23 protein-coding genes are annotated in these 25,502 nt (G+C 60.0%); 15 read left to right on the top strand and 8 right to left on the bottom strand.

Features of this window, described 5'->3' with window-relative positions; translation table 11 throughout:
• The 8 genes from GSP01_RS00610 (at position 1) to GSP01_RS00575 (ending at position 8,679) form a co-directional block, all read left to right on the top strand.
• Positions 1-555, top strand: coding sequence for a DsbE family thiol:disulfide interchange protein (locus GSP01_RS00610; RefSeq protein ID WP_141349606.1), 555 nt, complete (start codon positions 1-3; stop codon positions 553-555).
• Positions 552-1,022, top strand: coding sequence for a cytochrome c-type biogenesis protein (locus GSP01_RS00605; RefSeq protein WP_141349604.1), 471 nt, complete (start codon positions 552-554; stop codon positions 1,020-1,022). Before GSP01_RS00610 ends, GSP01_RS00605 begins: the two co-directional genes overlap by 4 nt.
• A 5-nt stretch (positions 1,023-1,027) precedes the next feature.
• Positions 1,028-1,768, top strand: a complete 741-nt coding sequence (gene ccmI / locus GSP01_RS00600) for a c-type cytochrome biogenesis protein CcmI (protein ID WP_141349602.1) — start codon at positions 1,028-1,030, stop codon at positions 1,766-1,768.
• Positions 1,765-2,046, top strand: a complete 282-nt coding sequence (locus GSP01_RS00595; RefSeq protein ID WP_141349600.1) for a hypothetical protein — start codon at positions 1,765-1,767, stop codon at positions 2,044-2,046. Before ccmI ends, GSP01_RS00595 begins: the two co-directional genes overlap by 4 nt.
• Positions 2,047-2,266: 220 nt before the next feature.
• Positions 2,267-3,163: a DMT family transporter gene (locus tag GSP01_RS00590; RefSeq protein WP_141349598.1), complete on the top strand. Its 897-nt coding sequence runs from the start codon at positions 2,267-2,269 to the stop codon at positions 3,161-3,163.
• Positions 3,164-3,289: 126 nt separating this feature from the next.
• Complete coding sequence (locus GSP01_RS00585; RefSeq protein ID WP_141349596.1) at positions 3,290-4,693, top strand: class II fumarate hydratase; 1,404 nt, start codon at positions 3,290-3,292, stop codon at positions 4,691-4,693.
• Between the two features lie 119 nt (positions 4,694-4,812).
• Entirely contained in the window at positions 4,813-6,312 is a 1,500-nt protein-coding gene (locus GSP01_RS00580; protein ID WP_141349594.1) for a S10 family peptidase, read from the top strand.
• A 144-nt stretch (positions 6,313-6,456) separates the two neighbouring features.
• Positions 6,457-8,679, top strand: a complete 2,223-nt coding sequence (locus GSP01_RS00575; protein ID WP_228123664.1) for a histidine kinase dimerization/phosphoacceptor domain -containing protein — start codon at positions 6,457-6,459, stop codon at positions 8,677-8,679.
• A gap of 83 nt (positions 8,680-8,762) precedes the next feature.
• On the opposite strand, the gene purF is transcribed toward GSP01_RS00575, so the two are convergent.
• Genes purF through GSP01_RS00560 form a run of 3 tightly spaced genes read right to left on the bottom strand, consistent with a single transcriptional unit; the run spans position 8,763 to position 11,029 of the window.
• On the bottom strand, positions 8,763-10,202 hold the full coding sequence (purF, locus tag GSP01_RS00570) for an amidophosphoribosyltransferase (protein WP_141349590.1): 1,440 nt from the start codon (positions 10,200-10,202) through the stop codon (positions 8,763-8,765).
• A gap of 25 nt (positions 10,203-10,227) precedes the next feature.
• Positions 10,228-10,791 carry a CvpA family protein gene (locus tag GSP01_RS00565; RefSeq protein WP_141349588.1) on the bottom strand — a complete coding sequence of 188 codons (564 nt, stop codon included), beginning with the start codon at positions 10,789-10,791 and terminating at the stop codon, positions 10,228-10,230.
• A gap of 1 nt (position 10,792) precedes the next feature.
• On the bottom strand, positions 10,793-11,029 hold the full coding sequence (locus GSP01_RS00560; RefSeq protein WP_228123665.1) for a hypothetical protein: 237 nt from the start codon (positions 11,027-11,029) through the stop codon (positions 10,793-10,795).
• Between the two features lie 388 nt (positions 11,030-11,417).
• Between GSP01_RS00560 and GSP01_RS00555 the strand changes: the two genes are divergently transcribed.
• A complete protein-coding gene (locus GSP01_RS00555) occupies positions 11,418-13,151 on the top strand; it encodes a Hint domain-containing protein (RefSeq protein ID WP_141349584.1) in 1,734 nt (577 codons plus the stop codon).
• Between the two features lie 260 nt (positions 13,152-13,411).
• Here the strand turns inward: GSP01_RS00555 and hemA are convergent, their stop codons facing one another.
• Complete coding sequence (hemA, locus tag GSP01_RS00550) at positions 13,412-14,629, bottom strand: 5-aminolevulinate synthase (RefSeq protein WP_141349582.1); 1,218 nt, start codon at positions 14,627-14,629, stop codon at positions 13,412-13,414.
• 342 nt (positions 14,630-14,971) lie between these two features.
• On the opposite strand from hemA, the gene GSP01_RS00545 reads away from it, so the two are divergent.
• Positions 14,972-15,676 carry a pirin family protein gene (locus tag GSP01_RS00545; protein ID WP_141349580.1) on the top strand — a complete coding sequence of 235 codons (705 nt, stop codon included), beginning with the start codon at positions 14,972-14,974 and terminating at the stop codon, positions 15,674-15,676.
• 164 nt (positions 15,677-15,840) lie between these two features.
• The gene (locus GSP01_RS00540) at positions 15,841-16,239 is read left to right on the top strand and encodes a YidB family protein (RefSeq protein WP_141349578.1); all 399 of its coding nucleotides are present in this window, start codon (positions 15,841-15,843) and stop codon (positions 16,237-16,239) included.
• Between the two features lie 63 nt (positions 16,240-16,302).
• On the opposite strand, the gene GSP01_RS00535 is transcribed toward GSP01_RS00540, so the two are convergent.
• Positions 16,303-17,274, bottom strand: coding sequence for an EAL domain-containing protein (locus GSP01_RS00535; RefSeq protein WP_141349576.1), 972 nt, complete (start codon positions 17,272-17,274; stop codon positions 16,303-16,305).
• Between the two features lie 293 nt (positions 17,275-17,567).
• Between GSP01_RS00535 and GSP01_RS00530 the strand changes: the two genes are divergently transcribed.
• A complete protein-coding gene (locus tag GSP01_RS00530) occupies positions 17,568-18,851 on the top strand; it encodes an MFS transporter (protein WP_141349574.1) in 1,284 nt (427 codons plus the stop codon).
• Here GSP01_RS00530 and GSP01_RS00525 read toward each other — a convergent pair.
• The 3 genes from GSP01_RS00525 to GSP01_RS00515 all read right to left on the bottom strand — a co-directional run bounded on the left by GSP01_RS00525 (position 18,848) and on the right by GSP01_RS00515 (position 21,751).
• Complete coding sequence (locus tag GSP01_RS00525) at positions 18,848-20,455, bottom strand: NAD(P)/FAD-dependent oxidoreductase (RefSeq protein ID WP_141349572.1); 1,608 nt, start codon at positions 20,453-20,455, stop codon at positions 18,848-18,850. The genes GSP01_RS00530 and GSP01_RS00525 overlap by 4 nt on opposite strands.
• The gene (locus GSP01_RS00520; RefSeq protein WP_141349570.1) at positions 20,455-21,084 is read right to left on the bottom strand and encodes a TIGR00645 family protein; all 630 of its coding nucleotides are present in this window, start codon (positions 21,082-21,084) and stop codon (positions 20,455-20,457) included. The genes GSP01_RS00525 and GSP01_RS00520 overlap by 1 nt, the downstream gene beginning before the upstream one ends.
• A 64-nt stretch (positions 21,085-21,148) precedes the next feature.
• Entirely contained in the window at positions 21,149-21,751 is a 603-nt protein-coding gene (locus tag GSP01_RS00515; RefSeq protein WP_456304013.1) for a DJ-1/PfpI family protein, read from the bottom strand.
• Between the two features lie 139 nt (positions 21,752-21,890).
• Here GSP01_RS00515 and GSP01_RS00510 point away from each other — a divergent pair, with 139 nt between their 5' ends.
• The 3 genes from GSP01_RS00510 to GSP01_RS00500 all read left to right on the top strand — a co-directional run bounded on the left by GSP01_RS00510 (position 21,891) and on the right by GSP01_RS00500 (position 25,502).
• Positions 21,891-22,946, top strand: a complete 1,056-nt coding sequence (locus GSP01_RS00510; protein ID WP_141349568.1) for a cation diffusion facilitator family transporter — start codon at positions 21,891-21,893, stop codon at positions 22,944-22,946.
• A gap of 9 nt (positions 22,947-22,955) precedes the next feature.
• A complete protein-coding gene (locus tag GSP01_RS00505; protein WP_141349566.1) occupies positions 22,956-23,849 on the top strand; it encodes a cation diffusion facilitator family transporter in 894 nt (297 codons plus the stop codon).
• Positions 23,850-24,143: 294 nt separating this feature from the next.
• Positions 24,144-25,502 carry a chloride channel protein gene (locus GSP01_RS00500; protein ID WP_174787517.1) on the top strand — a complete coding sequence of 453 codons (1,359 nt, stop codon included), beginning with the start codon at positions 24,144-24,146 and terminating at the stop codon, positions 25,500-25,502.

Genomic DNA, 25,502 nt, shown 5'->3' with positions numbered 1-25,502 from the left:
ATGAACGCAACACGACGCGGCATCCTCACGGCCGCTCCGATCATTGGTGCAGGTGTCCTCGGCGTCGGCTTCTGGCGGATATTGAGCGACATGCGCAGCGGCGCCTTCGACCCGCGCGCCATCAAGAACCCCAATGTCGGCAAACCCATTCCGAGCTTCGCCATGCCGGGCCTCCCAGGCCTTGGCGATGGCTTCACCGATGCGGAACTCAAAGCCCAGCACCGCCCGGTTCTGGTCAATTTCTTTGCTTCATGGTGCATTCCCTGCGTGGCAGAAATGCCCGGCCTGCGCGCTATCTCGCGCAATATGCCGATCTGGGGCATCGCCTATGAGGACAAGCCCGAGAACGCTGCCGGCTTCGTCCAGCGTGACGGCTCCCCCTATGCGCGCGTTGCGTCAGACCGTCATGGCCGCGTCGCCATAGACTGGGGCGTGACAGGCGTGCCCGAGAGTTTTCTGGTCGCACCGGGAGGCCGCATCATCTGGCACGGAAGCGCAGCCCTCGATCCACAGATCTACGAGGCGGAAATCCGCCCAAGGCTGGCTGGACTATGAAGACCTTCAAACGCTTTCCGGCCCTGCTGCTCGCAGTTGCTCTGATTGGTGGTGGTGTAGCACTCGCCGTGGATGATCCGTCCGAAATGCTGCCCAACCCGGCGCAGGAAAAGCGGGCCGAAGCCATTGGAGCGCATCTGCGCTGCCTTGTCTGTCAGAATGAGAGCATCGAGGACAGTAGCGCGCCCCTCGCCCGCGATCTGCGCAAGGTCGTGCGCGAGCAGGTCTCGGCTGGGAAATCTGATCAGCAGATCATGGACTGGATGACCGAGCGCTATGGCGAGTTCATCCGTCTGGCCCCACAGTTTTCATGGTCCACCGCCCTGCTCTGGCTGATGCCGGCGCTCGCGCTGGTGGCCGGACTTGTCATTGCGTGGCGTGCGACCAGACGCCGCACCGTCGTCACGCCTGCGCCGCTCACGGATGATGAGCGCGCGCGTCTGGATGCCCTGTCGGGCCGGGAGTAATCTTTTTGTTCTGGTTGGGAATCCTGATAATCGCGGCGGTGGCCCTGTGCCCCGCATTTCTGGGGCTGCGAACCCTGCGCCGGCGCGTCAACGCGCGTGACTCTGCTCTCACCCTCTATCGCGGACAGCTTGGCGATCTGGAGCGCGACCATGCTCTTGCCCTTATCAATGATGAGGAATACCAGGCCGCCCGTCTGGAGGTTCAGCGTCGCCTTCTGGCCACGGATGGCGAAGCCGCCGTTGAGGACCTGAACGCCGAGCCTGCAAAACGCAGCCGTACCCTGCCGGTTGTCGCCGTCGGGATCGGCATCCCTGTGCTTGCTTTCGCGCTCTATATCGTCAACGGGCACCCATCCCTTCCGCCTCAACCGCTGAGTGGACGTCAGACGGGGCCAGACGCGAAAGGTCTGGAAACAATTCATAAACTTCAGGCTGAAGTCGCCACGATCCCTGCCACGTCCTCGACTTATGCGACCGGACACTTCATGTTGGGGCAGGTCGAAGCTAGGTCAGGCCTGACGGATGACGCAATCCGGGACTGGAAAGTCGCCCTGAATGCGCATTTCGAGCCCGAGCTTGCCATCCGCCTCGCCGAGCTTGAAAGTCGCAATGGCAGCCATATCTCTGGTGAGAGCCTTGACCTCTATCGCCGCGCCCTGGCAGCGGCACCGGCCGATGCGCCCTGGCGTATGGCCGTGGAAGCGCGTATCGCGGTCGGCGAACATCAGGAGAATAACGGTCAGTGAGAAAACCCGAAGCCAACGCCATCGCGCTGTGCCCCGTCTGCCGCCAGCCCATGCGCCCGACCTCGGAAAAATGCCCCAGCTGCGGGGCTGAACGCCATTACGGTCCGCGCATCCTCGAATCCGCCGTCTGCGCCTTCGCCGGAATGGTCCTGCTCGCGGCGCTCTCGACTCTGCTGCTGCCAATCTCGCTGTGGACGATCATGTTCGCCGCTATCGGGCTGGTGGCCGGTTTTCTCTTCTCCCACAACCGTTTCAGCGGTGATCGCTGGCTGAAATAATATACCGACAGGTCCTGGACGAGGACCTGATCCGGGACTGCTCCAGCGATTCCCATGTGCAAGAACGCCAGAACCTCCATTCTCGGGGGCACCGGACTGCCACTCTCAGGCTGCGATACAGCCCGTCAGGTCATCGGAACACTGACCTTCGAGCATACATTCTGAAGCCTCGCGTAAAGTCCGTCTCCCGTTCGGGAAATATTCCTGATAATGGACAGTGATGACAGATTCTTCCGGGCGTTTCATGCCGTTCTTCGTCGCCGTGGCCATCCTGTCATGGGCGAGCGCCTATCCCGTCGTCCGGATTGCCCTGCATGACTTTGCCCCCGTGCCTCTGGCCGCATTGCGCTACGCCGTTGCGGCCGTCATGGCCGCCCTGTGGCTGCTGTGGAAGCGTCCCCGCCGCCCGGAACTGACGGATATTCCGCAGATCCTGGCCTGCGGGGTCATCGGGATTACGGTCTACAATATCATGTTCAACTGCGGCGAAATGACCGTCTCATCCGGCGCGGCCAGCCTTCTGATCAGTGCTGCCCCACTGATGGCAGGCCTTCTGGCCATGGTGTTCCTCGGTGAGCGCATGTCCCGCTGGGGTTGGGCAGGATCGATTCTGAGTTTCAGCGGCGTGGCCATGATCGCCAACGGACAAAGCGGCGGCCTCTCCTTTGGTTCCGGTGCGACACTGGTGTTCGGCGCGGCTGTCTGCGCGGCGTTTTACACGATCCTTCAGAAGGGCCTGATCCGCCGCTACGGCGCCCTGCCGACGATCGCTTATGTCCTGATTTCTGGTGCGATTTTCCTGACGCCCTGGCTGCCTCAGGGCCTCACAAGCTTCTCCCACGCCTCATGGCAGGGACAGGCCGCGGTGCTGGAACTCGGCATTTTCCCGGCAGCGTTCGGCTATGCGGCTTGGGGTTTCGTGATCGGCCATCTCGGCGCGTCCCGGGGCGCCGCGCTACTTTATCTTCTGCCCCCCGTCACGATGGTTCTGGCCTATATCCTCACCAAGGAGGTCCCCTCTCTGCGCACCCTAATCGGAGGAGCCGTCGTGATGGCCGGCGTGATCCTGACCAATACCTATGGTCGCCACCCGGTTGCCCAGATCGTGGAATCCTGAAGCTGCTTCTTCGCTGTGACGGCATCCTGATTTTCTATGGCTGTCTTCCTTTGTCCTGCGGCGATTGTGCGATAATTTCCCTCGTGAAATGAGCCGGATCACCCGCAGGAAAGCCGAAAACAGACAATGAGCCGTACCGAAACCGATGGCATGGGCCCGATCGAAGTTGCTGACGATGTGCTGTGGGGCGCGCAGACCCAGCGCTCCCTGAAATATTTCAGCATCGGTCGCGAACTGATGCCGCGTGAGATGATCGAGGCCTATGCGATCATGAAGCGTGCCTGTGCCACGGCCAATGCTGCAAGTGGACGTCTGTCTCAGGAGCGTGCAGATCTGATCCACACGGTCTGTGACGAAATCACGAAGGGCGAGCATGACCGGATGTTCCCGCTCCATGTCTGGATGACGGGCTCAGGCACGCAGTTCAACATGAACGTCAACGAGGTCATCGCGAACCGCGGCTGCCAGATCACCGGCAATCCGCTCGGCAGCAAGACGCCCCTGCATCCGAACGATCACGTCAACATGTCGCAGTCCACCAACTGCAACTTCCCGACCGCCATGCATATCGCGGCCGTCCTCGGCACGCATCGTCGCCTGATCCCGGCCCTGACGCGCCTGCGTGACGCCATGGCCGCCAAGGCCGAAGAATGGCGCGATCTGGTGAAGGTTGGTCGCACCCATCTTCAGGACGCCGTGCCCATCACGCTGGGTCAGGAATGGCATGGTTATGCCGGGATGCTGACGGACAATATCGCCCGTCTGGAACAGGCCCGCGATGGTCTGTTCCCGCTTGCCCTTGGCGGCACGGCGCTGGGCACGGGCGTTAGCACGGATGAAGGCTTTGACCGTCGCGCGTGTACGGAAATCGCACGCCTGACGGGCCTCGGCTTCACGGCAAGTGAGAACAAGTTCGCACTTCAGGGCGCGCATGACGCGCTCGTGCATCTGTCCGGCGCATTGCGCACGACAGCGGGCAGCCTGTTCAAGATCGCCAACGACATTCGCCTGCTCGCCTGCGGCCCGCGAGCCGGTCTGGGTGAACTGCACCTGCCGGAGAACGAGCCGGGATCGTCGATCATGCCGGGCAAGATCAACCCGACGCAGGCCGAGGCGCTGGCCATGCTCGCCCTTCAGGTCATGAGCAATGATGTTGCCGTCGGCCTTGGCGGGGCTGCGGGCATGCTGGACATGAATGTCTACAAACCGCTCATGATCCACAACATCATGCAGGGCATCACCCTTCTGCATGATGGGTCGGAAAACTTCCGCCGCTTCCTCGTCGAAGGCACGAAAGCCAATACGAAGAAGCTGAAGCAGGATCTGGAGCGTTCGCTCGTCCTCGTTACGGCGCTCTCCCCCGCCATTGGTTATGATCGCGCCTCGCAAGTCGCCCATCACGCCATGGAGAAGGGACTGAGCCCGCGCGAAGCCGCGCTGGAACTCGGGTTCATGACATCAGAAGAGTATGACCGCTTCGCCGACCCGCGCCTGATGCTGCGTCCCAACATTACACCGCCCAAAGCCTGAACAGATCCGGGCCCCTCACCCTGCCGCATGACGAAAACTTCATGCGGCAGCGGTAGCCGTTCCGCCTCAGGACTGATACGGCGGAATATTCCTGCTTTTTTATCGGAGATGCCCGTCAGATGATGACCCGCCGCGCAGCCCTGCTCGCTTTAACGCTCCTATCCCCCGTCTGTACGGCCGCGGCGGCCGAGGCTCCCAAAACCGACACGACAAAAGTCGAATCCGGCAAGGCCACCGACGCCTTCACCGGCGAAGCAGCCCTGCTTCCGGCAGATTCCATCACCCAGCATCATCTGAACGGCATCGCCTATACCGCCCATGCTGGCACGCTCATCCTGCGCGACCATGACGGTAAACCGACCGCCCGCATGTTCTACGTCTCCTACACAAAGGACGGCGTCCCGGCTGGCACACGCCCGGTCTCGTATTTCTTCAATGGCGGTCCGGGCGCAGCTACGGCCTATCTGAACCTGGGCGCCGCAGGCCCCAAGGCCCTGACCATGCCTGCCAAAGATCCGACGGACGGCACACATGCCACAATGGGTGACAATCCCGACAGCTGGCTCCCCGTCACGGACATGGTCTTCATCGACGCCGTAGGCACGGGCTATTCCCGCCCCACCGATACGGCAAAGGCCGGAGACCAGTTCTACGGCGTCAAGCAGGACGCCAGCGCCTTCGCCAAGGCCATCGGTCTCTGGACGTCGGCCAACGGTCGCCAAGCCTCCCCGCACTACCTCGTGGGTGAAAGCTATGGCGGCATCCGCTCCATTCAGGTCGCAAATGCACTCCAGATGGAACAGGGTATCCTGCTCAACGGCATCGTCATGATCTCCCCGGCCATCGAAATGCCCCTGCTGGATTCAGACGAGAACCCGCTTTCCGCCGCCCTCATGATGCCCAGCCTGATCACATCGCATCAGAGCCCGAACGTGACGGAAAAGACCGCCGAAGACGCCTATCAGTGGTCCCTGAACACCTATCTGCCGAAAATCGCCGGCAAGCTCCCGTCTGGCAGCGAAGGTCAGGCGCTGTATGCCGAGATCGCCCAGCGCACCGGCCTGCCGCAGGATGTGATCGCGCGTCAGCACGGTATCCCGGCCATCGGCTCGCATGACATTATGTCCCGTAACGGCCGCCTGTATGGGCTGTACGACTTTACACAGTCCATCGCCGACCCCGCAGCCGACGGTCTGGACGAAAGCCCCGATCCGACGCTGTTCGGCTTCGGCCGTGCTTATGGAAACGCCTTCTCGGGCTATGCGGCCAATGAGCTCGGCTTCAAGACCCCGCTGACTTACGACCTGCTTTCCCTCAAAGTGAACGGAAGCTGGAAGTGGAGTTCGGGCGGTCCCGCGCCGATCCACCAGATCCCAGTCCTCAACCGCCTGCTGGCGCTCGATCCGGGCCTGCGCGTTTTCGTGGCCAATGGCTATTACGACGTGGCCTGCCCGTTCGGCACCGCACACTGGATGAAGGATCATCTGACAGTGGGTGCGGATCGCGTGTCCCTGCATCTCTATCAGGGCGGCCACATGCTCTACACACGCCCGGCTAGCCGTCATGCCCTCTCGGCAGACGTCGCCTCCTGGATCCAGGCCGACGGGCGCCAGCCCTAAAACAGCCATCTTTGAAGCATGATGTCATAAATAGAGAGTCCTGATGAAGGAGCAGATAATGGAAGCGATGACTTCTGGACCTTTCATATCTGCTCTCTTTCAGGGGCTTCGGGCGCTCTCTTCCTCTTTCGGGTGGATCTCCATTTGACAGTCCAGCGCCCCCTCGCCCCCGAACAGGGCTGTACGCTGGAACATGCCATCATGACCTCGTGCGACCGCGAGCCGATCCATCGACCGGACGCCATCCAGCCCTATGGGCTGCTGCTCGTCGCCGATAGCACGAACCTGAAACTCATCGGTGGCGCAGGCGACATCGAAGGGCGTCTCGCTTCCGACTGGCTCGGACACCCCCTGGCGGATGTGCTGAAAATCCCGGAAAGCCGTCTTCACGATGAAGAGCGGTCTTCCCTGTCCGATCTGCGCGTTGCAGGGCTGAAAGACGAAACCTTCAGCATCCTGCGCCACGTTCAGGACACCCGTCTCCTCATTGAGCTTGAACCAGTCGAAGCGCACAACCTGCTGACCTGGGATATTTTCGGGGAAATCGACAGAGCGGCGGACCGCTTCGAGCGCTGTCCGGATACGATATCCGTCTGTCGTCAAGGCGCTGAGGTCTTCCAGCGCCTCACGGGCTTTGACCGCGTTCTGGTCTACCACTTCTTGGAAGACGGTACGGGTCGCGTTGTCGGCGAAAGCCGGAACGAGGCCTTCCCCTCCCTGATGCATCACCATTTTCCGGCCAGCGATATCCCCGCGCAGGCCCGGGCGCTCTATCTGCGCAACCGCATCCGTGTGATCCCCGACGTCACATACGAAGCCGCCCCCATCCGCCCCAGAGAGGCCGGACTAACAGGGCTCGATCTCAGCGATATCCAGCTCCGAAGCGTCTCACCGATCCATCTTCTGTACATGACCAATATGGGCGCACGGGCATCGGCCTCCATCTCGTTGGTCGTGGACGGCGTTTTGTGGGGCCTGATCGCCTGCCACAATGCGACACCGCGCTGTCTGTCCGAAGACATCCGCGCCGCCTGCCGGACGCTGGCAGGTGTCATGTCGCGGCAGTTGCGGAACAAGGAAGAACTGGTCACCTATCAGGAGCGTCTGCGCCTGCGCAACGCGATGGAATTTGTGACGTCCCATTTCGACGTGCACCATCCCATCGAAAGTAACCTGCGCAGCTTCATGAGCGAACTGCAGTCCCTCTTCCCGTGCAATGGCTTTGCCGTCATCAGTGACCGGACCATTACCGGGAGCGGCGTACTGCCCGATGCGGACAACCTGCACCGACTGCATGACTGGCTGAGACTGGGCACAAACGGCGGAATTTTCGTCAGCACCATGCTGGGCAAGGATTATCCTCCCGCAGCCGAGTGGCCCGAACGTTCGGCCGGCCTCATGGCCATCACACTCCCGTTCCGGACGCCGACCTGCCTGATCTGGAGCCGCGTCGAAATCATCCAGACCATCGAATGGGCCGGAAACCCGCATAAGGAGACGGCGGAAGGCAGCGACGTCCTACGCCCCCGCGCCTCCTTCAGAACCTGGGAACAGACAATCCGCGGTCACAGCACACGCTGGACCAGCGAACAGAAACAGACCGCCCGCCGCCTGCGCCGCGTTCTGATCGCGGATTACCAGACCCAGCAACTCCGCGAGCTCAACGCGACCCTCGCCGCCACACTGAAAGAGCGTGAAAGCCTGCTCCGCCAGAAGGACTTCTTAATCCAGGAAGTAAACCACCGCGTACAGAACTCCCTTCAGATGGTTGCCTCCTTCCTCAAACTCCAGGCCCGCAGCGCCTCAAACGAGGACACCACAACCGCCCTGACCGAAGCGCAGCACCGTATCTCTGCCATCGGCCTCGTTCATCGACGCCTGTACCGGGACGAACATTTCGGCATCGTGGACCTCGGCCGCTATCTTGAAGAACTGATGGAAGAGCTGTGCTCGGCACTGGGCGGAGACTGGCAGGAACAGTTACACCTCTCCCTCTTCCCGATCATGATTTCGGCCGATCGCGCCATCAATATCGGCCTGATCCTGACCGAACTGGTCATCAACGCCAGCAAATACGCTTATGATGGCAAGGCTGGCCCACTGTATGTCGGCCTAGCTCAAACCAGCGACCGTCTGGTGCTGACCGTCTCTGATCAGGGCGAATGCACTCCTCAGCTCAAAGGAACAGGTTTCGGAACGCGCATGATGAATGCCGTCGTCAGCAGCCTCTCGGGCACACTGACCTACACCACGCTCACCCCGGGCCTGGAAGCCGTCATGACCCTGCCGCTGGACACTGTTCTGCCTTCGGAAGCGGATACCGGCACCAAGGCTGCCCTGTCTCATCCCCCCTACCCATCTCCCTGAGCCTTCCCCGCATTCAGGCATAAAAAAAAGGCGCCAGACTTGTGGTCCGGCGCCTTTTTTGTGTTCTCAAGGAAAATCTGATCTTACGCGACCAGATTGCCTTCCTTGTCCACCAGCTCAATCGGATAATCCCCGGTGAAGCACGCATCGCAGTAACGGCGCGCGCCCTCGGCCCGGTTGGCATGACCCAGCGCCCGGTAAAGCCCGTCGAAGGTGACAAAAGCCAGACTGTCTGCACCGATCGCCTGTGCCATCTCATCTAGCGTGTGCGTCGCTGCCATCAGCTTGCTCTCTTCAGGCGTATCAATCCCGTAGAAACACGCATGCTTCGTCGGCGGAGACGTGATGCGCATGTGCACTTCCGTCGCACCGGCCGCACGCACCATGTCCACGATCTTGCGCGACGTCGTGCCACGGACGATCGAGTCATCCACCAGAATGACGCGCTTGCCGGCCAGAACCGGCCGGTTGGCAGAGTGCTTCATTTTCACGCCGAGATTACGGATCTGATCCGTCGGCTCGATGAAAGTCCGGCCTACATAATGGTTACGGATAATGCCAAGCTCGAACGGGATACCGCTCTCTGCCGCATAGCCGATCGCGGACGGCACGCCGGAATCCGGCACTGGCACCACGACATCCGCCTCAACCGCGCTCTCCCGCGCCAGTTCGCAGCCGATCTGCCGCCGCGCTTCATAGACCGGTTGCCCTTCGAGCACGGAGTCAGGCCGTGCGAAGTAAATATATTCAAAGACACAGAAGCGCCCGCCCTTGTCCCCGAAAGGCCGAAGGGAACGCAGACCTTCATTATTGATGACGACGATCTCGCCGGGCTCAATATCCCGGACATAATCCGCACCAATGATGTCCAGAGCACAGGTCTCGCTCGCCAGTACCCAGCCACCATTACCCTGCTCATAGCCAGGCATCCGGCCGAGAACGAGCGGACGCACACCGAGCGGATCGCGCATGCCAATCAGACCGTCATCCGGCGTTAACGTGATGAGCGAGTACGCACCCTTCACCTGCTTGACGGCATCGATGAAGCGGTCGAGCACGGTCGTATAAAGCGAAATAGCGATCAGGTGGATGAAGACTTCCGTATCCGTCGAGGAATGGAAGATGCATCCACGCTTGACCAGCGCCTGCTTGAGGGTCGCAGAATTGGTCAGATTGCCGTTATGCGCGACAGCCAGACCACCAAACTCATAATCGGCATAAAGCGGCTGCACGTTGCGGACATGGGTTCCGCCCGTTGTCGCATAGCGGTTGTGACCGATGGCCACCGTACCGGGTAGCGTCGCCATGACGTGGCTGTCACCGAACACATCGCCAACCAGCCCCAGTCCCTTGTGCTGGTGGAACCGTTCGCCATCGAAACTGACGATACCGGCGGCTTCCTGGCCGCGATGCTGCAGGGCATGCAGCCCCAGAGCCGTCAGGGCGGACGCATCAGGCACACCCCAGACGCCAAAAACCCCGCATTCTTCGTAGGGGCGGTTGAGACTGTCGGACTGGGTCATGCGGCGCGGCCTTTCCGGACTGGTTTCACAAGGACGCCTCATGGCCGCTTGTGAACGGAGACGCAAGATGCGGTTGCAGGAAATGAGGCAGATAACCTGTCAGATGGGTGGCTCCAGCGGCAATGTAAGGGCCGATGAGGCTTCCCTGCATCACATAGGACATCCACGAGCCGAAAAAAGACCCCGCCAATAGATAAAGCACAATCAGGGCCACATAACCCCGCGCCACACCGAATACGGCACCCAGAATACGGTCCACGCCACCAGACAAAACGCCCCGCGCCACCGAACCGCCCCGCGCGCCCAGCATGGTGAAGACCAGCAGCACGACAACAAAAAGAATTGCCGTACTCGCGCTTCCGGCCAGTGCCGCCTGATGCAGATAGGGTTCCAGATAAGGCTCGAGCATCCCGTGGAACCGATAGGTCAGGACAATCGCGCCTACCCAGGCCAGAAGCCCGGCCAGTTCGGTCGCAAAACCCCGCGTCAGCCCCCATAACGCCGAAAGCGCCATGATAATGAGGGCAACGATGTCGAGACGGGTCAGATCGTCAGGGTTGATATGGGACAGGTCTGGCAGGGGCGGCATGTCACGGCAGCTTCGTCGAGCGGAAACGGCCCCCCTTGTAGGGACGGATCCCACTCGCACGCAACTCATCCGCCAGACGGATCCGCTCGTCGAGCTCCGACCAGACCAGGCTCGCATCGACATCACGCGCTTTCCAGATTTTTTCCAGAATCGCAATGAAAGCCGCGCTGTCCCGGACCAGAGCAGACCGGTCATTGACCATGACATCCAGTACACAGGAGGCTCCCGCAATTCCCATTCTTTGGGAAAGCTTCGTTACTTTCCGATTCTTACGGAAGGGAGTCGATTTTTCCTGTGACACCATCACGGCATGATGAGCGGAACACCGGAGACAGGCAACCCGTTCGCCATTTTTTCCTGCCAGGACGTCGCCCGGACCTACTCGAAAAAGAGATACTCCAGCACGCTTTGACACAGAATGATGCAGTTGTAGGGTGCTCTACAGGCTATCGAAAAATATGATTTTCATAATTTGTCATCGCTGTTTCTATTTTTAAAACATATGTAATCTTGTCGTTTTGTTATCTAATAGTTAACACCCCGCGCAGAACAACACATAGCGAGTCAGGTTTGAGGGTGATGTCGTTTTCGGCGCGCCCATTCCGGCCCCATCAGGGCGTTAAAAAATGACAAACTATTGGAAGGGTGGCGCAACCGGAAACTGGTTCGTCGCAGCAAACTGGAGTGAAGGCAAAGTCCCGCAGGATTACGGATGGGACAGCGTCGTAGCTGGCACGTCCGATAATGCGACGGTCACGATCAATGCTGCACAGGCGAATTCAACAAACTTCGGTACGCTGACGGTCGCCACCAACGCGACACTCAACGTCACGGCAACATCCTCTGATGCCAGCACCACGGTCTTCAATACCAACCAGCTGACGGTCAACCAGGGCGGGACGATGAATATCGCCACGTCCAACACCGTAAATCTTGGCAGCAATACGCTCGTAAATGGCACCCTGAAAATCAGCGACAACCCGACCATTTTGACCAGCAGCGACAACGTCACAGGCTCCGGACCCCTGATCCTCGACGGATCAACACTGGGCAGCACGAATAACTGGTTCCAGATGGACTCGTCGCTCACGACAGTGCTGCAGAACGGGGCTTCCCTTTACGTCAACAATGCTGTTGCCGGCAAAGCGATCACTTTTGGCAGTGACGCGACGAACGGCAAGCCCAACCAGCTTCTCCTGACGGATAACAAACAAACGGTGACCACGCCCATCACGGGCTACGATGCGACCTCCGTCATCACGATCGCAAAAGGGTCATATGCCGCTGCCAAAGCCGCTTTTACCAAGAATGCCGACGGCACTTACACACTAACAACCAGCACCAATCCAGCAGGCAGCACGATCACGCTTTCGAACATCTCGTTCGCCGCAGGTTATGAAGCCGGCACACCGACCGTCATTCAAAATGCTGACGGAAGCTGGAGCATCGTCAACGGTTCAAAGATCGTCAACGCTTCAAAGCAGGTCTGCTACCTCGCCGGCACCATGCTCCTGACGCCCCAGGGCGAGCGGGCCATCGAGACCCTTGAGGCTGGTGATCAGATCACGATCTACAAGAACGGGACGACCCTCACACAGACGGTCCTGCGCGTCGGCCGTGCCCATGCGAAGAACGGTTCCACGGGACATGCTGACCTGGATGGCGTCCCCGTGCGCGTCCGTGCCGGTGCTCTGGCTGACGGCGTCCCGAGCCGGGATCTGCTGGTCACGCCTGAACACTGCATGATGCTCGAAGGTGGTTTCATTCCGGTGCGGATGCTCGTCAATGGTATGAGCATTGCCTATGACCATGCCATCACGGAATACGACTACTACCATGTCGAAACCGAACAGCATTCGGTGCTGATCGCCAATGGCGCGCTGTCGGAAAGCTTCCTGGATGTCGGTCATCGCCCTGATGCACTCATGCAGGGGAACACCCTGACCCGTCTGCATGCACTGAGCTGGGAGAAGGATGCCGCACTGCCGCTTATTACGGACCGTGCCCGCGTCGAACCCCTGTTCGCAGCACTTGCCCTGCGCGCAAAGACACTGGGTTACACCGCTCCGCAGGCCGCACCGTCTAAGGATGAAACGAACCAGATCCATCTGATTCTGCAGGACGAAACAGTCCTGTATCCGATCCGGACCCGTGGTGAACAGTTTGTTTTCATGCTGCCCGAAGGCTGCCAGACTGCACGCATCATCAGTCCAGCCGCACGCCCGGCTGACCATATCGGCCCCTTCGTCGATGACCGTCGCACACTCGGCGTTCTCGTAGGCGAAGTCACGATCTGGAGCGCCGAACAGACGCACCGACTCTCCAACCACCTTTCGGACCCCTATGCCGATGGCTGGTGAAGCATCGAAACCAGCCATGCACGCTGGACCGGTGGCAATGCCCGTCTGGATTTCGGCCAGACGCTGAAAATGTCCGGTGGCATTCTCAGCCTCCAGATCATCGCACATGGTGTCCAGGCCCAGACTGCAGTCGCAGCCTGAACCTCATCCCGGCGATGACCTGACACAAAAAAGGCAGCCCCTTCCAAGGGCTGCCTTTTTTCTAACGGTTCACGGAAAGATAAAGAGAAGCTTGTCCGAAAACTTCTCTTTTGTTCGCTTCAGGCTGCGACGGACTTGAAAGTCTTGAGCTGACGCTCCTGCCACAATGTCGCAAGCGCCTCGACCAGTTCATCGATCATCTCGTTCGTATGCAGCGGCGTCGCCGTAATCCGCAGACGCTCCGTTCCGCGCGGAACAGTCGGGAAGTTGATCGGCTGGATGTAGTTGCCAAAGCGGTTCAGCAGTTCATCCGACAGGCTGCGGCACAATTCGGCCTCACCCACCATTACCGGCACGATATGGCTCGAGTTCATGAGATGAGGAAGGCCAGCCTTGTCCAGCGCCTGACGCAGATAGGCAACGGCCCGCTGCTGGCCTTCCCGCTCCGCACTGCTGCTGCGCAAATAACGCACACTGGCGAGAGCGCCGGCCGCGATCATCGGCGGAAGAGCTGTTGAAAAGATGAAGCCAGACCCGAAGGAACGGACGAAATCGCACAGCGCGGCAGAGGCGGCGATATAACCGCCCACGACGCCATAGCCCTTGCCGAGCGTTCCTTCGATGACCGTCAGGCGATGGGACAGACCAAGCTTCTCAGCCACGCCCGCACCGTGATCACCATACATGCCAACCGCATGAACCTCGTCGAGATACGTCATAGCACCGTATTTGTCGGCGAGATCACAGAAGGCCTCGATCGGGGCAATATCGCCATCCATCGAGTAAACCGACTCGAAAGCGATAATTTTCGGAACATCCGCCGGAAGTTCCTTCAGGCGGCGCTCCAGATCCTCGACGTCATTGTGACGGAAGATCTGCTTCTCGGCGCGGGAATGACGAATACCTTCGATCATGGACGCATGATTGAGTTCATCGGACAGAACCACGCAGTTACGCAGCCGCCCGGCGATGGTGCCAAGCGTCACCCAATTCGAGAGATAGCCGGAGTTGAAAAGCAGAGCGCTTTCCTTGCCATGCAGGGAAGCGAGTTCTTTTTCCAGTTCCACATGATAATGGTTGGTGCCGGAAATATTGCGGGTTCCGCCTGCGCCGGCGCCCGTTTCGTCCAGCGCCTTGTGCATGGCTTTCAGGACTTCAGGGTGCTGCCCCATGCCGAGATAGTCGTTGGAGCACCAGACCGTGACATCACGGCCCAGGCCATGATGGAATGCCTTGGGGAAATTTCCGGCCCGGCGTTCGAGATCCGCAAAGTAACGGTAGCTCCCATCCGCATGCAGACCGTCAAGGGCGGACTGAAACATCGCATCATAGTTCATCGCGTTTTCTCCTGCCCGGCACTGTAATCCTGTGACACGATCTCGCCAAGCTCTCTCTCCAGATGAGCCAGCAGAACCCTCAGTCGTGCCGCACCCGCCGCCCAACAGATTCACAACTCCATCATCCAGATCCAGCGTAATACCTGGGTAGCGCCACAGGGAGCGCGAGGCCACCGCAAGAGACCCGCTTGCCGCAGCCCGCGCGAAAATGGCCCAGCCCCCAAGGTCAGGCAGGTCTGTGATGTCATTTTTGGAAACTTAACATTTCCATCCTTTCCGTTTTCTTCATCCTCTCAATATCCCATTATCTACAGCACGACATCCACTCAGGAGCATGACCCCATGCTGAACATCAGACCTTTCAAGACCCTCGGTCACGCCAATCATGGCTGGCTCGACGCCCACTATCATTTTTCCTTCTCGGACTATCAGGACCGCAACCGCATGCACTGGGGGCGGCTGCGTGTCTGGAATGATGATCGCATCGCACCGCATAACGGTTTTGGCGCGCACCCCCATCGCGACATGGAAATCATCACCTATGTCCGGACCGGCGTTATCACGCATGAAGACAGCCTCGGTAATCGGGGTCGTACCGAAGCAGGCGATGTGCAGGTCATGTCAGCCGGAAGCGGTATCATTCATTCCGAATTCAACCGGGATGACGAGGCCACGACCCTGTTTCAGATCTGGCTGATCCCGGATGAAACAGGCGGCACACCGTCCTGGGGCACACGCCCTTTCCCACGGCATGAACGCAATGGGCGGTTCGTTCCTCTCGCATCCGGTTTCCCGGAAGACAATGCCCTCCCCATCAGAACCCGTGGACGGGTTCTCGGTGCAACCCTCAAGGCAGGGGAGACACTGACCTACGAGACGGATCGCAGCATGTTTTCCTATCTGGTCCCTGCAAGCGGCAGCGTGGAAATCGACGGCGAGACCGTCGGACACCGCGACGGCGCGGCACTTCATGACGTGGAACGCTTCACAATCACCGCGCTGGAAGATGCGGAAATCGTTCTCGTGGAAAGCGCGGCGCTTAGCTGAAAAAGGCCAGGCGGCAGATCGTGGCAACACCCGAATTCTCTGTGACGGATCACACAGAAAGGTGTTGTCCCGGCTGCGCAGCCTTCAGCCCTGAAGGGCGTTGTCATCGCAGGGCCACCAGCCCGGCAAAGGCCCATTTTCTTCTGAGATGAAGGAGCCTGACAATGACCGTTCAGAACACATTCACAAACAAGCCCTCGGTATCCGGCAAAGGCCAGACGGAAGCCCAGGCCGCAACATCCGTGTTCACCCGTTTCGGTGACTGGCTGAGCGGCGCAAGCACGGATCGTTCCGGCCTGACGGAAGTTACCATCAAGATGATGAAGGAAGACTGCCAGTTCGCCACTACCATCAGCGAAATCCGGCTTCCTCCTTCAACGCCCCTGTCTCCTGAACAGGTCGAGGATCTCATGGGAGAAAAGCGGCTGAACCATATCTGTGACCAGACCGGTCAGTCACCGAAAGCTGTTGAAACGGCACTGACCGAAGTACTGCCGATGCTAGCCACAATGCTTCGGGAAAATCCGGAACGCCTCTTCAGTTACCAGTGTAGGATCAACTGAACGATCCTCCCCCATCCTGCAGGCGGTCCTGCTCCTTTCCGGCCAATACGGCGGAAAATCTCCTCAGAGACCTTCCGCCGTTCTTGCCATACGACGACGGCGCGGACGCCCCGCCGTTTCCTCAAAGCGCTCGCTGATCTGTACCGTCGTTTCCGGTGCAGCCAGCATCGTTCCAGATGCTTCGACACATCCGACTTTCTGTATGAAAGCCAGAAGATCCGGAAGATCCACGCCGATACTGCGGACCTTCAAACCCAGTGCCTTCACGGCCTCAAGAGCTGCGCGGTAAAAAACCGTGGCGGATTCATCCAGCTGCGGAGCATCGCCGGACTGACGCCAGGTCAAGCCGGAGGGTACGAGCATAGACGCATCGAACTGGACCCCGTCCAGCAACCCTCCCATCGCGCGTTCCCGCAAAAGACTCAGACTGGAAGGCGCGCTGCCAAAACCGCCCAGAAAAATCTGGCATCCCTGATCGCGCAGTGCTGAGAGCGCGTAACAGGTTTCCTTGTTGTCCTGCGCCAGACCGCTTTCCTGAAACACGAGATCAAGCCGGCTGACCGGAAAACCACTATCCTGAAGAACGGTATTCAGCCGGTTGTTGAAATCTCCGTCCGGTGCCTGATCGTCTTCCAGCGAAACCATCAACCGCATACCTTCCGGCCATGTCGCAGCCTGTGCACAGGCATTCCCCAGCAGATCGGTGTCAAATTCCCGCTGCTGCTGGCCCAGACTCTTGCGCCGACTCTTGCGTAGGGTCCGGCGCGGAACGGAAAGCCAGAGTTGGCTCATGTCCACCTGCGCCCCGATCACCTTGTCTGCTCCACTACGTCCCACCACAAAGCGCGGCAACCATCGCAGAGGGGGCAGCGCACTTTTCTGGCGTGCTCTGCGGCTCCTTAACGTCGTTGCAAACATCCCTGCGTTGGACGCAGTCATCGGTAAGGCATGGCCGGTCTTGCCTTTCGGCAGTTCGGACAGTTCCTCTGCCATGACTGTCCGGCCGGCATGCAGGTCCTGAGGGGCTACCGGCACCAAAGTTGCTCCCTGTCCTAGATCATCCAATGCGGACACCTCCGTTCTTCATGTCGGGGACAATGCCGCTCAAGAGCCTAATTTTTCCTTAATAGAATGGGTTTTTATGGCACGCTCCTGACACACATCGCCCTCTCCTACCCTCCCGACCTATTCATTCTCTGAAGAAGTGAACTCTTCGTTCGATCAATTCGGACAAAGCTGTTACGGTTTCCCGCCCGGACGTACTTCCGGGTCTGTGACACCCCTTCGGAACGGCTTCATCTCCGATGCCGGAACAGGACCCATTCTGCATGACGGATGCTACCACCCGCTCCGCCGTAACATCTTCTTCCCAAGGCTCCCTGAGGGCCCTCCTGCCCTACTGGCAGGTCACTTTTGCGTCTTTTCTTGGCTGGTTTCTCGACGCGTTCGACCAGACCACGCTGATGTTCACGCTGCCCGACATCGCTCATGATCTCGGATGCACCATTGCGGATCTGGGCGCCGTGCTGATGGGCCAGTCCATCGGACGGGCCTTGGGCAATACGGGCTGGGGATGGCTGGCTGACCGTTATGGGCGCAAGCCTGCTTTCATGCTTGGTGTCGTGTGGTTCGCTGTCTTTTCCGCCATGACGGGCCTGACACATCACTTTTATGTGCTGATGGCAATCCAGTTCATGTTCGGAATCGGTTTTGGTGGCGAATGGACGGCCTCTGCCGCACTTCTGATGGAAAGCGTTCCGGCCTGGACGCGCCCGATGGCGTCTTCGCTCATGATGTCCGGCTATGAGGTCGGCTATTTCGCAGCGGCGGGTGTGCAGGCGCTCGTTCTTCCGCATTACGGCTGGAGGGTGCTGTTTTTCATCGGTCTGGCCCCGACACTTCTGGCTCTTTTCATCCGGATCGGGGTGCCGGAAAGCCCGGTCTGGCTTCGAAACCGTGAAGCGCGTCTGGCTCAGCGACACGAGCCCCGCGCTCCAGCCAAACTGCGTCCCAGGTTCAAGCTGACGGGCGCGGCCTTTCAGGCCATTGCCTTCATGGGTTTTCTCGAGTTCCAGAAAGCCGCGATCTATACCTATTATCCGACCATCCTTCGCGGCAGCCACCATCTGTCCCAACAGGCCGTTTTCTGGCCCGTCACGCTCTACTGCGCCGGATCCTTTGGCGGAAAGGTCCTGTGCGGATGGCTTGCCGAACGGTTTGGGGAAGTCCGGGTCATGCTGAGCGCACTTATTGTCGTGATGCTGACGATCTGGCCGTTCCTGAGTGCGCCGGGATGGAACACACTGCTGATCGCCGCCTTTGTTATGGGAGGTGCTGCATCGGGCATCTTCGCACTGGTCCCGCATTATCTGGCACAGCGTTTCCCGTCCGACACACGGAGTTTCGGCATGGGACTGGGCTACGCCCTTGGCTCCATCGGCCAGGGCATGGCGCAGAAATTCGTTCCCATGTTCGGCCCCACGGCCCTGACCCTGCCACTGTCAGCGGAGATTTTCGTGCTGACGACGAGTGTGGTGACCGGTGCGATCGCGTTGATCCGTCCGAAAGAACTTCCCGGCGAGCACATGGAAGGCGACGAAACGGCCTCTTAAAGAGAGGCCGCGAGCCACTCCGCGGCGCGGATGCCATCAATTCCTGCGGAGAGGATTCCCCCGGCATAGCCCGCGCCCTCGCCAGCCGGGAACAGGCCGCGCAGTGTGGGGCTCTGCCCTTCATGGTCACGACGCACGCGGATCGGGGATGAGGTCCGCGTTTCCACGCCTGTCATGACCGCATCGTCCATGGAGAAACCACGGAGCTTCCGTTCGAACTGCGGCAGGGCCTCACGGATGGCATCCGTCACAAAGGACGGCAGACAGAGCGTCAGGTCTGTCGGGGTTACGCCCGGTTGGTAGGATGGCACGACGTCCCCCAGCGAGCTGGAAGCACGCCCGGCCAGAAAGTCTCCAACCCGCTGGGCAGGCGCATTATAATTGCTGCCACCTGCGACGAACGCCGCTTTTTCCCAGATGCGCTGGAAGGCCATTCCGCCCAGAACATCGTCCGGAAAGTCCAGTTCCGGCTTCACTTCAACGACGATGCCGCTATTGGCATTCCGCTCGGCCCGGGAATACTGACTCATCCCGTTTGTAACGACCTGCCCCTCCTCGGATGTGGCCGCCACGACCTGACCGCCGGGGCACATACAGAACGAATAGACCGCGCGGCCATTCGAGGCATGATGGACGAGTTTGTAATCCGCAGCCCCCAGCATCTCGTGACCGGCACTGGCCCCGAAACGGGCCACATCGATCACGGACTGGGGGTGTTCGATGCGTACGCCAATGGAGAACGGCTTGGCGTCCATCTCCACCTGCGCGTCCCGCAGCATTTCGAACGTGTCACGCGCTGAATGTCCCACGGCCATGATCACGCGTTCTGCTGGAAGAATCTCACCTGTTGAAAGTTTCAGGCCCCGAAGGCGACGCCCGGTGCCCTCACCTTCAGTCTCGAGCCCTTCGACGCGCGTCTCGAAACGGTACTCGCCGCCCAGACGCTCGATTTCAGCGCGAATGAACATGACCATCGTGACCAGACGGAAGGTGCCGATATGGGGCTTGGAAATGGTCAGGATTTCTTCCGGCGCACCCGCACGGACGAATTCTTCCAGAACATGCCGCCCCAGATGTCGGGAATCCGATACGCCGGAATAGAGTTTCCCGTCCGAGAAGGTCCCGGCTCCGCCTTCACCGAACTGCACGTTACTTTCAGGCGTCAGGACGGATTTACGCCACAGGGCGAACGTATCGACCGTCCGCGCCTTCACATCCTTGCCACGCTCGATGATGATGGGTTTCAGACCGGCCTGCGCCAGCGTCAGCGCCGCCATGATCCCGCAGGGGCCGGCCCCGATCACGACGGGACGTGGCATTCCCTCGGGCAGCGTCGCCTCAGGCAGATGGTAGGTCGTGTCCGGTGTGGGGCGGATATGCTGATCGCCCGCATGGGCGGCCAGAACCGCAGCCTCGTCCGAGACATCACAGTCCACATTATAGACAAGCACGATATGGCCGCGTTTGCGGGCATCATATCCGCGACGCGCCACAGTCAGGCTCTTCAGGTTTTCGGACGCGATGTTCAGACGCGAAAGCACGGCGTCGCGCAGCGCCTCCGTCGGATGGTCGAGCGGGAGGCGCAGTTCAGTTATTCGGATCATCAGTGGTGCCCGTTCCCCGAATCATTGCCCGCTTTTCCTGCAACCTGCGGCGCAGGATCGGCATGATGCGTATCCGGTGAGCCTTCCATGATGCGGTCCATGATGGCCATCAGCACGCCCGAAACCACGAAAGCGAGATGAATGCCCACGCTCCATTCCAGAGCGCGCGTCGAGGTCTCATCCACGCGGATGAAATCCGCCAACACATGGATCGCGGACATCGCCACGATCGAGGCCATGAGCTTGATCTTGATGTCCCCGAACGTGACATGCCCGATCCAGCTCGGATAATCCTCATGACTGCGGATATCGAGCCGCGAAACGAAGTTCTCGTAGCCTGAGAACATGACGATCAGCAGCAGATTGGCCAGCAGGACCAGATCGATCAGGTCCAGCACGCCGACGAATACATCGTCGAAATCCAGCCCCGTCGCCTTCAGCACCAGTCCAACCAACTGCTGGAAGAACTTGAACGCCACCAGCAGCAACCCGATCGTCAGACCGAAATAGAGCGGTGCGGCGATCCAGCGCGTTGCAAAGAAGGCGCGCTCCATGAAACCTTCGGCACGGCCGAAGCTGCCGGTGCGTCTGGTGGACTGCGGATCAGGAGAAGGAGAGGAAGTCGTCATGCTTCCTCTCTACGATTTCAGGCCGCGTTTCGCCACAGTGTTGTGAACGCCGCCGATGAATCCCTTACGGTGTGATCTGCGTACCCAGAACCTTGAGGAACTGCCCGATCCACGCCGGATGCGCAGGCCATGCCGGCCCCGTCACGAACTGCCCGTCCGTCACGGCACCATCCATCGGGAGGGACTGGTACTCGGCCCCGGCGAGCAGCACTTCGGCACGGCAGGCCGGATAGGCCGAAATCTTTTTGCCCTTGATGACGCCTGCCGCTGCCAGAAGCTGCGGACCGTGACAGACTGCGGCAACCGGCTTGCCGCTCTCGACAAAAGCGCGGACCAGATCCAGCACGCTTTCATCGGTGCTGAGCTGTTCCGGCGCACGTCCGCCTGGAATGACCAGCGCGTCGTAAGCGTCTGCCGTCACGCCTGCATAGGTCGCGTTCAACGTGAAGTTATGGCCGCGCTTTTCGGTATAGGTCTGGTGCCCCTCGAAATCATGAATGGCTGTGACGACCTGCTCTCCGGCCTTCTTGCCCGGTGAGACGACATCGACTTTGTGCCCGACAAGAAGCAGCATCTGGAACGGCACCATGATTTCATAGTCCTCAACGAAATCACCTGCGATAATGAGAATACGCTTTTCAGCCATCGTCTCTTTCTCCTTTTTCATTATGCACGTCCTGACGCATCAGGAGCGCTGCCGTTCATATCAGGCACGACACCATGCCATGCATGGTTCGGCAATAGATATGGGACGGCCGCCTAACATGCAGTAAGGTCGGCTTTCAATTCTCATAGCACTGGCCTCCATGACCCAGGATCCCCATCACGACTGTGCCTGCGATCACGATCATCATGACACCGCCCTTCCGCATGAGCATCACGCGCATAATCATGCGGACCACGATCATGATGATCATCACCATGATCACGACCATTGCGACGGACATAGTCACGGTTTCGGATTCGGCCATCAGCACGTCCATGCTCCCGCCAGTTTCGGCATGGCGTTTGCAGTCGGTATCACCCTGAACACAGCTTATGTCGCGGGGGAGGCCCTGTGGGGTGTCTGGGCGCATTCGCTGTCCCTGCTGGCCGATGCGGGACACAACCTGTCGGACGTGCTCGGTCTCGCCGGAGCCTGGCTGGCACAGGTTCTCGCCACACGCCCCTCCAGCACGCGTTTCACCTACGGCCTGCGACGCTCAACAATCCTTTCGGCCCTCGCGAACGCCACGATCCTGCTGCTCGTCACAGGTGGCATCGTCTGGGAATCCGTCCTGCGCCTGTTCTCGCACCAGAATGTCCAGGGTGAAGTCATCAGCTGGGTCGCGCTGGTTGGAATCGCCGTTAATGCTGTGACAGCCCTGCTCTTTATGAAAGGCGCCTCGAACGATCTCAATGTCCGCGGCGCATTCCTGCACATGGCGGCCGATGCCGTCATGGCATTTTCAGTCGTCATCGCAGGATTGTTCATCGCATTCACGGGCTACACGATCATCGACCCGATCATGAGTCTGGTCGTGTCGGTTTCCATCGTGATCGGGACATGGTCGCTGCTGCGGAGTTCGCTGAACCTGGCACTCGATGCGGTCCCGGCGGGAATCGATCCTGACGCCGTACAGGCTGCCCTTCTGTCGCTTGATGGCGTCTCCGGACTGCATCACCTGCATATCTGGGCCATGAGTACGACCGAGACTGCCCTGACCGTCCATCTGATCTGCGATCCCGCGAAAGCCGTCAGTCCGGATCTCGTCATCGCCCGCGCTGCAGAACTTGTCCGGACGCGCTTTGACATCGCCCATCCCACTTTCCAGCTTGAAACCCGGTCTTCAGTCTGCGACACGCACCAGCCCTGCTGCTGAGGACCTGTCATGACATCCACCCGCATTAAGGTCGCCCGCGCCTCCATCGTGCTGAGTGTGGTGGTGCTGGCCATCAAATACGCGGCCTATATGGTCTCGGGCTCGGAAGCGCTGCTTTCGGACGCGATCGAGACCATCCTGAATGTGGTCGCGGCCGTCGGCACGCTCTGGGCCATGTCCGTTGCCGCCATGCCTGCCGACGACAACCACCCCTATGGTCACGGCAAGGCGGAGTATCTCTCCGCCGTCATCGAAGGCGTGCTGGTCGTCCTCACTGCCATCGGCATTCTGGTCATAGCCATCCATGACTGGCGCCACCCCGAGCCGGTCAACGCGCCTTTCGCGGGTGTGGCGCTTAATGCACTGGCCGGGCTGGTCAATCTCGCCTGGGGTCGCACCCTGATCACCGTCGGACGCAAACAGTCCTCACAGGCCCTTCAGGCCGCGGGCGAGCATGTCGTGTCGGATGTCTGGGCAACGATCGCACTCGTGATCGGCGTCTCGCTAATCCCGCTGCTTAAATGGGACCGCCTTGATGCCGTGCTATCCGCACTGGTGGCACTGAACGTCATGCGCGCGGGCTTCTCCATGATGAAGCACTCCCTGTCCGGGCTGATGGACGAAGCGCCCTCCCCCGAGCAGATGGACGCGGTCAAAGCTGTCATTTCCAAAAGCGCCACGGGTGCGCTTGAGGCCCATGATCTGCGCATCCGTAAGGTCGGCGCACTGTCTTTCGTGGAGTTCCACCTCGTGGTCCCGAGCATGCTCACGGTCCATGATGCCCATGAGATCTGCGACCAGATAGAAGCCGCCATCCGTTCCGAGCTCGGCCGCGCCTCCATCCACATCCATGTCGAACCCGAAGACAAGGCCAAGCATTCCGGCGCGCTCGTCCTGAATTAGGCTGAAGGGGGCCACGGCCGGGACTCCTTTGGGGAAGCCGCTGCAGATTGTGCGGTTTATGACACAGTCACAGACAGATTCAGCTGTCCACGCCCCAGCGCCCGAGAACCCTTGACCCCTTTCCCATGTTAATGGCAGGTGCAAAACATCAGCGCGCGGGCCTGAACCGGGCGTCTCTTCCACACCCCGCCCCTCCCGGACGTTCGAATATTGGCTGATACACCGCCTCCTTCACCCGTCGCCGCCGTCCCGCCCGAACCTCCGCTCCAGGAAGCCCACTCCTCGCAGCACGCCATGCGCCGCAAGGACCGTATCCTGCATCTGCGACGCTCGGCGAAGGTCACGACGCAACAATGGCGTCGCACGGCGGTCTACTGGTTGGGTGCGGTTTTGGTCGGCATCATAGCAGTCCTGTTCGCCCGGCTGGGTGACTGGGCGGCGGGCGTGCGCCATCAGATTGTGGACTGGCACCCCACCGCCATGCTGGTTGTAGCTCCCGCAGGACTCGCCCTTATTACCTGGGCCACGCGCACCATCTTCAAAGGAGCACAGGGCTCCGGCATTCCACAGACAATCGCGACGCTGCATATCGAGAACGTTACCGTCGTGGACCGCGTGCTGTCCCTCAAGACGTCTCTTGGCAAGATCCTGCTGACATCTTTCGGGATAATCTGCGGCGCCTCCATCGGCCGTGAAGGCCCAAGCGTTCAGGTTGGCGCGTCCATCATGCACGCTTTCTCCCGTCTGCTCGGACAATCAAACATCACCGCACGACGCAGCATGATCCTGGCCGGCGGGGCTGCCGGCATGGCCGCTGCCTTCAACACGCCGCTCGCGGGAATCATGTTCGCCATCGAAGAACTGTCCCACTCCTTCGAGCAGAAGGCCTCGGGACGTACCCTGACCGTCGTTGTCCTGTCCGGTGTCACCGCCATCGCGCTAATCGGCAACTACACCTATTTTGGCCATGCAGATGTGGACGTGCCGGTCGGCACGGCATGGATCGCGGTGCTGACCTGCGGCATTCTCGGCGGCCTCGCAGGAGGCAGCTTCTCAGCCCTTCTCATCAAGGCCTCTCGCGGCATTCCCGGACGTGTCGGGCAGTTCGCTGCCAAACGCCCGATCGCCTTTGCCGCAGCCTGCGGCTTTGTTCTGGCCCTGATCGGCCTTGTCTCCAAGGGCGCGACTTATGGCACGGGCTATGATCAGGCCCGCGCCATTTTCAACGGGACCGAGCACTACCCGGCCTCGTTCTTCATCCTCAAATATCTGGCGATGATCGTCTCGTATTGCTCGGGCATCCCGGGCGGCATGTTCGCGCCCTCACTCGCCATCGGGGCGGGGATCGGCGGCTGGGTGGAACAGTTCCTGCCCCACACGACACCCGGTGCGGTCGTATTGCTTGGCACGGTGGCGTATTTCTGTGGCATGTCGCAGTCGCCGCTGACAGCAACGATCATCGTCATGGAAATGTGCGACAACCAGCAGGTCACGCTGGCGCTTCTGGCCACGTCCTTCCTGGCCTTCGGCGTCTCGAAAATGATCTGTCCGCATTCACTATATAGCAGCCTGGCCGACCGCTTCATGGAAGCCAATGACCGTGGTACCCGCCACAATCATTCGCCGCCGAAAGACAATAAACCAGTGTCCTGA

Source organism: Gluconobacter sphaericus NBRC 12467, assembly GCF_006539125.1.
GTDB classification, from domain to species: Bacteria; Pseudomonadota; Alphaproteobacteria; order Acetobacterales; family Acetobacteraceae; genus Gluconobacter; species Gluconobacter sphaericus.
The sequence above is the reverse complement of the archived record's forward strand: the minus strand, read 5'-3'. Positions and strand labels throughout refer to the sequence as shown.